This window comes from Rufibacter glacialis, from assembly GCF_008271745.1.
GTDB classification, from domain to species: Bacteria; Bacteroidota; Bacteroidia; order Cytophagales; family Hymenobacteraceae; genus Nibribacter; species Nibribacter glacialis.
The window spans coordinates 199,068-211,672 of record NZ_VKKZ01000022.1; the positions used below are offsets into that span (position 1 = coordinate 199,068).

Below are 12,605 nucleotides of genomic sequence, written 5' to 3' on the forward strand. Positions count from 1 at the left end.
TTTAAATGGGTTTTAGCTTTCTTGAGAACCAACTCGCAGGAATAATCAAACTACGGGAGAAAGGAATAGGCCAGGCAGGTGGCAGAAGGAATAAGGAGGAACTGAAGGTAGGAGTAACAGCTGTTTTATTTTTTATCTCAGGCTTACAAAGCATTAAATTCTGGGGCAAAAGCATGATTTGGAATTCCATTTTATTCCTGTATTTTCAAACGGCTTTTGACTCCTCCAAATACATAGCTATGAGGTAGGCATAGACAATAAAGCGGGGCAGTGAAATTTTTGAGCCCTCTCATCGTTTTCTCCCTCATATAGGGGCAGCGAGGGAGGGTGGCACATGGTCAATCCCAGGTTGAAGCAAAGAGCGGAGAGTTTAGGAATAGGGGTTGGCGTGAGGTCTATGTTCAAAGTGTTTTTTTCAAGTACCACCAAAAATGGCGAAATACCAGAAAGTCTTCTTAATTGACGATGATGAGATCCACAATTTCCTTTGCGAAAGTGTGATCAGGAGTCAGCAGTTCGCGACGAACGTGTGCAGCTACTTATGGGCAGAAGAAGCGTTGGAGGCCTTGGGCACCCTGGTGAAAGAGAATCCGGAGGAATTTCCGGAGATCATTTTCCTGGACATTAACATGCCGGGCATGGATGGCTGGGAATTTATTGAAGAGTACCGCAAACTGCCTTTGGAACTCACCCAGAAATGCTTGCTGTTCGTGCTCTCCTCGGCCGTAGACAAGAACGACATCACCCATGCCAAAAACCTGTCTGAGGTAAATGACTTCTTCTCAAAACCCCTCACCTCAGATATTCTCCATATTATCTCGGAGCAGTATTCCACGCTGTAAGAGAAAAGATAGCTGCTTCCATAAGCCTTGGGTGCTGGTTTCTGATGACGTGCGCTTTCCTTTCCTGCCTTCATCCTGAGGTGTAGCTGACAGGCATATTCAAGAGTTCTTGGCTGCGTTTTCAGGTAAAGTTGGTTTTGCGGCTGTTTCTGGAAAATAAGCAGGAAACCAGATCCACTGGAACTAGCTAAAAGTAAAAATGAGAAGGTAAAAAGTAACCTGGTGCGGGGGAATCAGAACCAGGCTAATGGACGAGCGGGTTAGAACTTAGGCTTTGCCCCTGTAAGTAGAAGATAGGAGTCCCAAAGTAAGGTAGTAAAAAGCCCGAGGGTTTAGAGGCTGATTTCGCAAAATCAGCCTCTAAACCCTCGGGCTTTTCAAATCATACCGTATTCCGTTCTTCTAAAATTAAACGGTGGGGCAGGAGGGGGCTAGAAAAGTTTCTTTATGCCGTCAGTAAGTTCTTCCAGGCTGCGTTTGATGTCTTGCCAGGTGCTATCTGTGGCGCTGGAGGAATTGTCCAGCTTCTGAGCGATCAGGGCGCGCTTGGCTTCCAGCGCTGCAATGTGCTCATGGTACGTATGGTGTGAGTCTGCGGTAGTGGCGTGGGCCCTGCCCTGCAGCACCTTTATCTTAGCGTCCAGTTCTTCCAGGCTTTGCCGGATTTCCTTCTCATTCAAGTGCTCAGGGGCTCTCATGTGTTCGGGTTTCAGGTTATAGGTATCCATAGTAGGCGAGGTTAAGGTGAGCGTTTGCCTTTTAAGTACTTCCTGGCGGCAAAAATGTTCTGCCAAGTATTCATTTGTCTCGTACATTGGGGCTGGTATGGGAGGTGTGTTGGTTCATCCCCGGCTTTTTTGGCAAATGAACGTTAAGAAAAATAAATTCCCCATCTCCCCCCTTAAGGCTGCCCTGGGGCAAACCCCAATGGTGGTGCGGGTGGTAGATACCTTGCTGCTCTACCTAAGTTCTGTGGGTTTGGTGGTGTTTCTGTATGACATAGGTTTTGAGCACCCGGCCTACGTGCCGGCCCTGCTGCATTACTTTTATCACACCTTTTTCCTGGTGGTTCTGGCTGGCCTGGGCTTGAGAACCGGGGTGCTGTTGGCCAATGGGGTACGAAGGCCATCTCTGATCTTTGAAAGCCTTTTGCTCCTCTTCATGCTCTTTACCTTGGTGTCAAGGTTTATGATGCATAACCAGTTTACCAGTGCCAGCACCTTGCTGCGGTTCTTTGACAGTGAGCAGCCGGTCTATTTTATCATTTTCTATGTGTTTTTCATAGAAATGTCAAAAAAGACGCTGCTTTTCTACCGCAGCACGGTGCACCCGGCGCAGATGTTCGTGCTGAGCTTCGTGTTCCTGGTATTGGTGGGCACTTTCCTGCTGCTGTTGCCGCAAGCCACCTTTGCAGGAATCAGTTTCATAGACGCCCTCTTTACCGCTACCAGCGCCGTATGCGTGACCGGGCTGGTGACTCTAGACACGGCTACCGTTTTCACCCCCACCGGCAAGGTGATCATCCTCATCCTCATTCAGGTGGGTGGTTTGGGAATCATGACCTTTGCCAGCTTTTTTGGGATCTTCTTCCAGGGGTCTTCGCTTAAAAGTTCGCTCTTCATCAAAGACTGGCTTAATGAAGACAACCTGGGCCAGATTACGGGCACGCTCTTCAAGATTGTCAGTTTTACGCTGGGTCTTGAGTTGGTGGGGGCTTTGCTGGTGTATGCCTCCCTGCAGGGAATTCCGGCGGAGGTGTTACCAGACAAGTTGAGCTTTGCCTTGTTCCATGCGGTCTCGGCTTTCTGTAACGCTGGTTTCTCTACCCTTTCCATGGGACTATATGACCCTATGCTGCGGTTCAATTATCCCCTGCAAATCATTATTGCGGTTCTCATCATCATTGGCGGACTTGGATTCCCCATCGTCTTCAACCTCTTTAAATTTGTGCGCTATAAGTTCCTGGCCTGGCTGGACCGGCTTACGCCCAACACGCCCATCAAGCACACGCCAAGGTTGCTGAACGTGAATACCTTGCTGGTGATCATCACCTCCACCATTCTCTTGGTAGTGGGCATGGTGCTTTACTTTCTGTTGGAGTACAATAACACCTTGGCAGAACACAGCTTGACCGGGAAAGTGGTGGGTGCCTTCTTTGGGTCAGTCACGCCCCGCACGGCGGGCTTCAATACCGTGAACATGTCGGCGCTGGCGGCCCCCACCATTTTGCTTTACTTGCTGCTGATGTGGATCGGGGCTTCGCCGGCCTCGGTGGGTGGGGGTATCAAAACCACCACGTTCGCGGTGGCCATCCTCAACATCGTGAACCTGGCCCGGGGAAAAGACCGGGTGGAGGTATTCAAACGGGAGATCGATAACGAGTCGGTGTCCAAGGCCTTCGCCATTATCCTGCTTTCTTTGTTGGTGATAGGGGTGGCGGTGTTCCTTATCACTATTTTTGACCCCCAGATGGAGTTGTCGGCGGTGGCTTTTGAGTGCTTCTCAGGTTTCAGCACCGTAGGGTTGACGGTGGGCATTACCCATTTATTGAGTACCCCCAGCAAGGTGGTGCTTATCTTGACCATGTTCTTAGGACGGGTGGGCACGCTTACCTTGATCATAGGGCTGCTGCGCAAGGTGTCTACCCTGCGGTACCGCTACCCTAAAGAAACCATCATTATCACATAACATCAGTAGAATATGCGTTACATAGTCATTGGACTGGGGTATTTTGGGTCATCGCTTTCCATGAAATTGACCGAGATGGGCCATGAGGTGATTGCCGTGGACAAGAACATGCAAAAGGTGGAAACCTACAAAGACAGCGTGACCCACACCATTTGCCTGGATGCCAGCGATCTGCAAGCCCTTTCCACCCTGCCCACCGCGGAGACCGACGTGGTGGTGGTGGGCATAGGCGAGGACTTTGGGGCTTCTGTCATGGCTACTGCCATTTTCAAACAATTAGGCGTGAAACGGCTTATGAGCCGGGCCATCTCTCCCTTGCACCAGACCGTGCTGGAAGCGATAGGGGTAGACCAGATCATCAGGCCGGAGCAGGAAAGCGCTGAGCGTCTGGCCAAAAAACTGGAGATGCGGGGCGTGATCGACTCCTTTGACCTCACGGAGGATTACAACATCATTGAGGCCACCGTGCCGGATCGCTATGTAGGCAAGACCATTGCCGAGTCTGATTTCAGGGCCCGCTACCAGGTGAACGTGCTCACTATCCTGCGCTCCCAGGAGTCTAAGAACCTTTTCGGGAAAACGTACCAGAAACCCACGGTGCTGGGCGTGGTGAAGGCCGAAACCAGATTTGAGGCCGGCGACATCTTGGTGGTGTTTGGCAAGATCCAGGACATTGACCGGTTGTTGCACATGCGGTAAGTTGTCTTGGCCTTGCCTCCGCCTTGGGGCATTTCAACGGGTCTCCTGAACCCGGCCTATTTTTATAAAATTAGGTGGGAAACGGTTGGTTGCCAGCCAGGCTAGCGCCCACTAGTGCGGGGTTTTGTATCCTAAAACAAAGGTTTCTGCGTAAAGAAGGGGAAGTTGAACCCAGTCCTTTCCCCATGAAACACCCGTTCTCCTTCTCTCCACGTCTTGTTACTTTCCCTTTTCTATTGGTTCTTTTCATCTTCCTCGGGGGCGGGGTCTTCTCGTCACAGGCCCAGTTCAAGCCGCATGAGCAACTGGGCCAACTTTTCAAGGATGTGCAGTTGGCACCTGTTTTCCCAGATTCCAAGACCTTCCCAGATTGTATTCCCAAGGCTCCTCCAGAGCAGATCATGCAGGCCTACACGCAGGAAAAAGACAAGCCTGGGTTCAACCTGAAAGCCTTTGTGCTGAAGCACTTTGAGTTGCCGCAGGAGCCCGCCACTAATTTCACCTCCAACGCCAGCTTGCCCGTCACCCAGCACATTCACCGGTTATGGCCGGTATTGACCCGCCAGCCGTTGGCGGAGCAAAGTTCCCTTATTCCCTTGCCCAAGGCTTACGTGGTACCGGGCGGGCGCTTCAGGGAGATCTATTACTGGGACAGTTATTTCACCATGCTGGGCCTCCAGGAGAGCGGTCAAACCCCCTTGATCCAAGACATGGTGGATAACTTCACGTACCTCATCCAAACGGTGGGCCATATCCCCAACGGGAACCGGAGCTACTACGTGAGCCGGTCGCAGCCGCCGTTCTACGCGCTCATGCTGCGCCTCCTGGCCCAGGAGAAAGGACCTGAGGTGCTGAAAACCTATGAGCCGGCGCTTTTAAAAGAGTATGCTTTCTGGATGCAGGGGCAGGAAACCCTTTCAGCGGACCAGCCCCATCACCGGCGGGTGGTACGGATGCCCAACGGCACGGTCCTGAACCGCTACTGGGATGACGACCCCTCGCCCCGCCCTGAAGCCTATAAAGAAGACGTGGAAGTGGCCCATGCCTCGGGCAGGGATCCGCAGGAGGTCTACCGTGGCCTAAGGGCCGCCGCCGAGTCTGGCTGGGATTTCAGCAGCCGCTGGTTTGAAGACGGAAAAACCCTGCTGACCATCAGAACCACCCAGTTGGTGCCGGTAGACCTGAACGCTTTGCTGTACCACCTGGAAGTAACTCTTGCCCACATGGCCCAACTAAACGGCAACCGCGCGCAGGAGCTGTTCTACACTCAGAAGGCAGAACAGCGGAAAGAAGCCTTGCTTCTCTATTGTTGGAACCCGAAGGAACGGTTCTTCTTTGACTATGACCTGGTGCAAAAGAAGACCACCGACATTCCTACGCTGGCGGCAGTTACCCCGCTTTTCTTCTGCATGGCCTCCAAAGCGCAGGCCAAAGCGGTGGCGCAACGCCTGGAAAAGGATTTCCTGCGGCAGGGCGGGTTGAGGACCACGCTCACCCATTCAGGACAGCAATGGGACGCGCCCAACGGCTGGGCGCCGCTGCAATGGCTCAGTATCCAAGGCTTGCGTGCCTACGGGCAGAACAGGCTGGCGGCTGCCATTTCCGCCCAATGGGTCAGACAGAATGAGAACGTTTACCAGGCTACGGGAAAGCTCACCGAGAAGTACAACGTGGAAAAACCTGGCGCTCAGGGCGGAGGCGGGGAATACCCCAACCAGGATGGGTTTGGTTGGACGAACGGGGTGCTGCTAAAACTGTTGAGGCAAACGCACCCGCCGGAAAAAAAATAGCAAAGGGTAATCCTTCCTTTTTAGGGCCGAATTTTCAAAAAGGGGCAGAAAACAGATGGGAGCCTTAGCTTCTATGCACCATTTTGATGTTGGCCAGGCACTCCAGGGCCCAGGCGTCATTATACCTCCTGATTATGCCCGGCATTCGGAACAGGTCAATGATCCACCAAACCCCCAGGCCGCCACCCGTGATCCAGAACACGAACTGCACGGCCCATTTGTTCACGTAGGCGTAGTGCAAACCGAAGAGGACCCAGAGCAGGTAGGCAAATCCCATAGACTTGCGGCGCTGCATGTATTGGGCAAAAAAGGCGTGCTGCAGCTCGGTAGAAAGCGTAGGCAACTCTACCTGCGCCAGGTACGGAAGCTGCTGCAGAAAGGACAGGGGCAAGGTAGAGGAGTTGGAGTCCAAGGCTTTATGAAACAATGATGAAATTAAATATACGCGTTTTTTTAAGCGATTGTGCCTATGTTTGTAAAAATTCGCCCAGAAAAGCCGCTGATTTTTCCCTATTTCTGGCTAAAGAGTGAGTGTTTGTTAATCAACAGCGCCACCATCTGTCTTCTCATCAACCCTTCTGCCTATGATCCGTCAGTTAATCAACCTCACTGTTTTCAAGTCCTTTCTCCAGTCAGCCTCTGCTGGCGGCTTAATCCTGATTGTTTGTGTGATCCTGTCACTAGTGGTGGCCAATTCCCCGCTGGGCCCAGGTCTAGAGACTTTTCTGGCAACTGAGGTAGGGTATGCCTCAGAGAGCATTGGCCTTAGGTACCCCATCTTGCTGTGGGTGAACGACGGCCTCATGGCCATCTTCTTTTTATTGGTGGGGTTAGAGATCAAGCGCGAGCTGGTAGAGGGAGAGCTGTCTTCTTTCAAACAGGCGGCCTTGCCCATCTTCGCGGCCTTGGGTGGGGTGGCCGTGCCCGCCATCATCTATTCCCTTTTCAACATGGGAACGCCCACCGCCAGTGGTTGGGGCATTCCCATGGCTACTGACATTGCCTTCGCCATTGGCCTGCTTTCTTTGTTAGGGAACCGGGTGCCCCTTGGTTTGAAGATCTTTTTAACCGCCCTGGCCATCGTAGATGACCTGGTAGCCATTTTGGTGATCGCTGTTTTCTATTCCACTGACCTGCACCTGCAGTATTTGCTGTACGTGGGCGGCCTGCTGGCCCTGTTAGTGGCTTTCAACCGATTGGGCATTACTAACCTGCTTTTTTACCTGGTGCCAGGCGCGGTGATGTGGTACTTCATCCATCATTCCGGGGTGCATGCCACCTTGGCGGGGGTATTAACGGCCCTTACCATCCCCACCAATGAAACCGACCAGGAGTCTCCGCTGGAGCGCCTGGAGCACGCTATTGTGAAGCCTGTCAATTTCCTGATCATGCCCATCTTCGCGTTCGTGAACACCAACATCAGGTTTGAGGAGAGCATGGTGGCGGGATTAGCCAGCCCTCTGGGATTGGGAATTTTGCTGGGACTTTTCCTGGGCAAACCCATAGGGATCATGTTGCTTTCATGGCTGTCTGTGCGGCTGCGGATCAGTTCCTTGCCTTCCTATGTGACGTGGGGGCAGATGCTGGGAGCCGGGTTGTTGGCCGGAGTGGGCTTTACCATGTCCATCTTCATCGCGTTGCTTTCCTTCCAGGAGGAACTGTTCCAGACCAATGCTAAATTTGCTATTCTGGTGGCCTCTTTGGTGAGCGGTTTGGCAGGGTATTTGGTTTTGAAAAATAACAAGGGCAAAAACATACCGGACGAATTAGAAAATATAGAAACTAAGCTATAGAAGGTTTTTATAGGCCTTTTAATCCTCTTTTTCTTCTTTTATTGGCTATACCTTCCACTTTCTGCCTTGTTTTTTCACTTTTTAAGTAAAAACAAGGCAGAAAGATGTGTATTTATCCATGCCTTTGGTGTTACTTTACTACCTCAATCTCACAACCTGAAACAAAGTGCCAGTGAAAAAATTAAAGTCAATCCTTCTGATAGAGGATGATGAAATCACGAATTTCCTCAATCAAACCGTTATCGAAGAAACAGGAATAGCGGAAGAGGTGATTGTGGCTTTGAACGGCATGGAAGGGTTGTCTTATTTGCAAGGGCTGCAGAGCCCGGAGGCGTTTCCCTCTTTGATTTTGCTGGATATCAATATGCCCGTTTTAGATGGGTTCTCCTTTATAGAGGAATATAAAAGGTTACCCCTGGTGGAGGAAACCTCTACTAAGATTGTGGTGCTGTCTACCTCGGGCAACGCCTCAGACATCAACCAGATGCGGTCTTTAGGCATTACCACCAGCCTGTTGAAACCCTTGAAGGAGTCAGACTTCAGGAAAGTGGTAGCTGAACTATAGCCATGGCTGTTTCATAGAAGATTCATTTCTTCCATTTCCTTTATCCTACATTATACTCCCTCTTTTCTTCCTTTTTGGTTCTCTTGCCATTAGGAGAGGAGGAACTCCTATCTCTACCTATTGCCCGTTTCTTCAATCCAAGAACCGTTTCCAAACCGTTCTTTAGGAAGTCCCGTGAAAACGATATGCCTTTCCTTTCTGCTGGTGCTTCTTCAATTTTAGGTTGTAACCCCTTCCACCCGCATCTTAAATAAAACCATCTGCGCCTTTTCCTCTCTGGAATAAACAGTGACTTCAAGCTATGGCTTTAGAAGAAGCAATTGTAGAGGAATAGCTGTGACATGTTGGTAAAGTATAGAAAAAGTGAGTTTTGAAGTACAACTATGAGTTGGTAAAAAATTCAATTTCCTATGTGTTATGGGAGAATTTCGGGCTTTTAGTAAAAGATAAAGCATAAAGTTGCACAATTTGAACTACTTCTTTTGTTGTAGCCATAATCCTATTTAAAATGATTTCAATTGCTGTAATTTGCCTATCATTCAGTAAACCAGTTCAGCAGTGGAAGCAAACGCGTCAGGGGTACCAGAGAGGCAATGGGATAGAATCATATTGGATAAGGTCATGGAGGGGTCCTCAGACGTTCTCTGTGCCCTGGATCAGAATGGCTACTTTGCTTATTTGGGACAGGCCTGGCAGGAAGTGCTGGGCTATGCTCCGGAAGAACTGGACCGGAAAAACTTTTTGGAAGTAATTTCCCCCGCCGACCAAGCCTCCACCTTGGCTGCTTTCCAGAACACCCTCCAGGGCAAACGGCTCCAGCATTACCTGAACCGGTACCTGCACAAAGAAGGATTTGAGGTGCCTATTTTCTGGTCAGTGGTATGGTCTGAACAGGATCAGCTCATGTACTGCCATGGCCGGGTAGCCCAAGACCTGCTCCGGGCGCAGCAACAATTGCAGATAAAGGAAGGAAGGCATAAAGCACTGGTAGACCACGGGCCCTGCCTGATGGGACTATTAAATGAAGCCGCAGAATTCACCTACCTGGAAGAACCTGGGCCCCTACGGTTCAAATATCAAACTTACCAGTTACTAGGGTCCCGCTTGTTGGATTGGCTCCACCCGGAAGATGTAGCCCTGGCAACGGCTGCTTGGGAAGAGGTAAAGGATTCTGAGGTGGTGCAGGTGCCAGACGTGCGGTTCAAAGCCGGAAACGGAGCGTGGCGGTGGGTGGAGGCAGTGATCAGTAACCATCTGCAGAACCCCATGATCAGGGCCTTTGTGATCACCTGCCGTGATATCACGGAGAGAAAGCAGGCGGTACTTCAGTTAGAGGAGAGTGAGCAGCGGTTCAGGTCTTTGTTTGACAGCAACCCAGACATGATGATTTATGAAGATCGGGCCGGAAACATCCTGGACGCGAATGCTCAATTCATCGCTTCCTGTGGCCTGCCCAAAGAGGAAATCATCACCCGAAACCTTCGCGAGATCATACCCCAAGACGCGCTTGCTCCTTGCCTCCATTACCTGGAAAAAGCTTTTCAAGGAGAGATTGTCACCTTTGACTTGCAGGTAAACCAGCCAGACAAACCACCCACTGATCTGAGGGTAACCAAGATGCCGGTGCTGGGGAAAGACGGGGTGAAAGGGGTGCATACCATTGCCAAAGACATCACAGAGAAGAACCAGACCCGCGTCATCATCAGGAAACAGGCCGAAGCCCTGCTGGCGGTTTTTGAGAGCATCACAGATGCCTTCTTCATGCTGGACCACGCCTGGTGCTTCCAGCTGATCAACAAGGAAACGGAACGGATCCTTCAGCTGGACAGGCAGGAGTGTTTAGGCGAAAGTATCTGGGAACTGCTCCCTATTCTCAAGACCAGTGCCTTCTTCCGCTATTTCCACCAAGCCGTGGAAACGGGCCAGGCGGTGCATTTTGAAACCTATCTGGAGCGTTACAACCTGTGGTTTGAGGTCAAGGCCTATCCTTCAGAAGAAGGGCTTTCGGTTTACTTTTCAGATATCACGGAGAGAATACAGGCCAAGAAAGAGTTAGAGAAACTGTCTCTGGTAGCCAGCAAGATCTCCAACGGCGTGATCATCACTGATGCCGCGGGCCGTATTGAATGGGTCAATGAAGCGTTCACCCGCAATACCGGTTTCAGGTTGGAGGAAGTGAAAAGCAAGATACCCGGTACCTTTGTTTTGGGGCCAGATTCTGATCTAGACGTAGGGCAGCAAATCATTGACAAACTGCAGCTGGGTAAGCCTTTCCACATCAGTACCCTCAATTACCGCAAAACGGGCGAGAAGGTGTGGTTTGCTATGGATTTCACGCCAATCCTCAATGAGGAGCAGGCCATTACCCGGCACATCGTCATCCAGAAGGACATCACCTTCCGGAAAGAGGCAGAAGAAAAGCAGCTGGAAATGACCCGTGACCTGTACCGGCAGAACCGTGATTTTCAGCAGTTCACCTATATTGTGTCGCATAATCTGCGGGCGCCGGTAGCCAATGCCATGGGTTTGGCCGAGTTTCTTTCAAAACAGGACAAAAACTCTGACACCTATGATCAGTCATTGGCTTACCTTAAAACCAGTGTCTTCAAGATGGACACGGTCCTGCGGGACCTTAGCCTGATTCTTTCCCTGAGAGACAAACAAGACGTACTGGAGAGGGAAATGGTAGCCGTGGCCGAGGTCTGTGAACAGGTGCGTCAGTATTTCCTGGAATCCCTGATGCACCACAAAGGGGAGTTGAAGGTGGAGATGGACACCTCCATCAGGCTCAATACCAACCGGGCCTACCTGTACAGCATCTTCTATAACCTGCTTTCCAACGCCATCAAGTACCGGGCAGAAGGCAGGGCCCTGCAGGTCATGATCCAGTGCCACCTCCAGCCCGAAGGCGGGGTGGTGATCCATTTCTCTGATAACGGGTCTGGCTTTGACATGGCCAAAGCCGGTGATAACGTGTTCAAACTGTATAAGCGCTTCCACTTGAACAAAAAGGGCCGGGGCATGGGTCTGTTCCTGGTGAAAACCCACGTGGAAAGCATGGGCGGCACCATTAAAATGACCAGCAAGCTGAATGAAGGCACCCAGGTAACCATACAGCTCCCTGGGGAGATCTCCAGCCATCCGTCGGCCTAAAGTCAGACCGCAAGGAGCCTCTCGTATTGCAGAATTGCCTAAAGAATGTGCTAACAGGTACATTTTTTATGGTTTCCAGGCATAATTTCTTATTTATTTTATAACAAATATCAGATAAGCATAGTACAAAAGAAGGTGCGCGTAAAACCTGTTTTGCGAAGGCCGGCCACGTTGGCGGTCCGGGGCAAAGCAGCCGTTACAGGCGTTTTTGTTCACCTAATACCCATGTATTATGAAATTCAAAAGTTTACTCCAGTTCGTTCTTGTGGTTCTGGCTGGCCAGTTTCTGTTTTCCTGTAGCTCAACTGAGTACTACCGGTTCGCCTCTGTCAAACCAGAAACCTACCAGAGAGCCATCGCTAAAACAGAACCGGTGCAGGCGCCCGCAGAAACCGTAGTTCCCGCCCAAGCGGTGCCGGTGGTAACAGTAACGCCCAGCCCAACGGTGGCCAAAAAGGCCGAGCCGGTATTGGAAGCCTCTGCCAAAAAAGCCCAACCTGTATTGCTGGAAACCAAAAAAGTGGCCGGCAACCTACCTGAGGCCAAGGTAACGCAGCCTGTGCAGAAATTGGAAGCAAACACTGCCTTGGAAGCCGCCAAAACCCGCCTGGCGCACATGACCAAGGCAGAGAAGAAGGAATTCAGAAAAGAGATGAGACATGCCCTGCGTGAAACCAACGCGTTAAGTGACATAGTAATGATCGTCCTGGCTATTCTCCTTCCTCCGTTGGCGGTATTCCTGCATGAAGGTCTGGGAAGCAGGTTCTGGATAAGTATTCTGTTGACATTGCTGTTCTTTATACCTGGGGTGATTTTCGCGCTTTTGGTGGTGACAGATTCTATCTGATAAAGCCTTCCTCTTCAGGTTACTTTAAAAATGCCCTGGCACCAGATGCCAGGGCATTTTGTTTTAGAGGCTCTAATCATTTTTATAATCCAGGCGGGCCGAAGGGGAAGAGAGGCATTGGTTTCCCCTACAGCACATGAAACCCAAAGAGGGCCTAACTTGGTTTACAGCCTGATTTAGAAAAGTAAGTGGTAAAAGAACGGCCTGCCCTTTGTTAAGGGACAGGCC

The 12,605-nt window shown here is 50.8% G+C and carries 11 protein-coding genes; 8 read left to right on the forward strand and 3 right to left on the reverse strand.

Annotated features, from left to right (window positions below):
* Positions 1-431 precede the first annotated feature (431 nt).
* On the forward strand, positions 432-842 hold the full coding sequence (locus tag FOE74_RS14710; RefSeq protein WP_149099387.1) for a response regulator: 411 nt from the start codon (positions 432-434) through the stop codon (positions 840-842).
* Between the two features lie 431 nt (positions 843-1,273).
* Here the strand turns inward: FOE74_RS14710 and FOE74_RS14715 are convergent, their stop codons facing one another.
* Positions 1,274-1,570 carry a sll1863 family stress response protein gene (locus FOE74_RS14715; protein ID WP_149099388.1) on the reverse strand — a complete coding sequence of 99 codons (297 nt, stop codon included), beginning with the start codon at positions 1,568-1,570 and terminating at the stop codon, positions 1,274-1,276.
* Between the two features lie 136 nt (positions 1,571-1,706).
* On the opposite strand from FOE74_RS14715, the gene FOE74_RS14720 reads away from it, so the two are divergent.
* The 3 genes from FOE74_RS14720 (at position 1,707) to treF (ending at position 6,019) form a co-directional block, all read left to right on the forward strand.
* On the forward strand, positions 1,707-3,530 hold the full coding sequence (locus FOE74_RS14720; protein WP_188686792.1) for a TrkH family potassium uptake protein: 1,824 nt from the start codon (positions 1,707-1,709) through the stop codon (positions 3,528-3,530).
* Between the two features lie 12 nt (positions 3,531-3,542).
* Positions 3,543-4,229 carry a potassium channel family protein gene (locus FOE74_RS14725; protein ID WP_149099390.1) on the forward strand — a complete coding sequence of 229 codons (687 nt, stop codon included), beginning with the start codon at positions 3,543-3,545 and terminating at the stop codon, positions 4,227-4,229.
* A 185-nt stretch (positions 4,230-4,414) separates the two neighbouring features.
* Entirely contained in the window at positions 4,415-6,019 is a 1,605-nt protein-coding gene (gene treF / locus FOE74_RS14730; protein WP_149099391.1) for an alpha,alpha-trehalase TreF, read from the forward strand.
* Positions 6,020-6,083: 64 nt separating this feature from the next.
* Here treF and FOE74_RS14735 read toward each other — a convergent pair whose 3' ends face one another.
* Positions 6,084-6,431, reverse strand: a complete 348-nt coding sequence (locus FOE74_RS14735; protein WP_149099392.1) for a TM2 domain-containing protein — start codon at positions 6,429-6,431, stop codon at positions 6,084-6,086.
* 172 nt (positions 6,432-6,603) lie between these two features.
* On the opposite strand from FOE74_RS14735, the gene nhaA reads away from it, so the two are divergent.
* Positions 6,604-7,812, forward strand: coding sequence for a Na+/H+ antiporter NhaA (nhaA, locus tag FOE74_RS14740; protein ID WP_149099393.1), 1,209 nt, complete (start codon positions 6,604-6,606; stop codon positions 7,810-7,812).
* Between the two features lie 172 nt (positions 7,813-7,984).
* Positions 7,985-8,377 carry a response regulator gene (locus FOE74_RS14745; protein ID WP_188686795.1) on the forward strand — a complete coding sequence of 131 codons (393 nt, stop codon included), beginning with the start codon at positions 7,985-7,987 and terminating at the stop codon, positions 8,375-8,377.
* A 40-nt stretch (positions 8,378-8,417) separates the two neighbouring features.
* On the opposite strand, the gene FOE74_RS14750 is transcribed toward FOE74_RS14745, so the two are convergent.
* The gene (locus FOE74_RS14750; RefSeq protein ID WP_149099395.1) at positions 8,418-8,675 is read right to left on the reverse strand and encodes a hypothetical protein; all 258 of its coding nucleotides are present in this window, start codon (positions 8,673-8,675) and stop codon (positions 8,418-8,420) included.
* Between the two features lie 260 nt (positions 8,676-8,935).
* Here FOE74_RS14750 and FOE74_RS14755 point away from each other — a divergent pair, with 260 nt between their 5' ends.
* Positions 8,936-11,530 carry a PAS domain S-box protein gene (locus tag FOE74_RS14755; RefSeq protein WP_192576621.1) on the forward strand — a complete coding sequence of 865 codons (2,595 nt, stop codon included), beginning with the start codon at positions 8,936-8,938 and terminating at the stop codon, positions 11,528-11,530.
* Positions 11,531-11,762: 232 nt separating this feature from the next.
* Positions 11,763-12,377 carry a YqaE/Pmp3 family membrane protein gene (locus tag FOE74_RS21780; RefSeq protein WP_317131766.1) on the forward strand — a complete coding sequence of 205 codons (615 nt, stop codon included), beginning with the start codon at positions 11,763-11,765 and terminating at the stop codon, positions 12,375-12,377.
* Positions 12,378-12,605 lie beyond the last annotated feature (228 nt).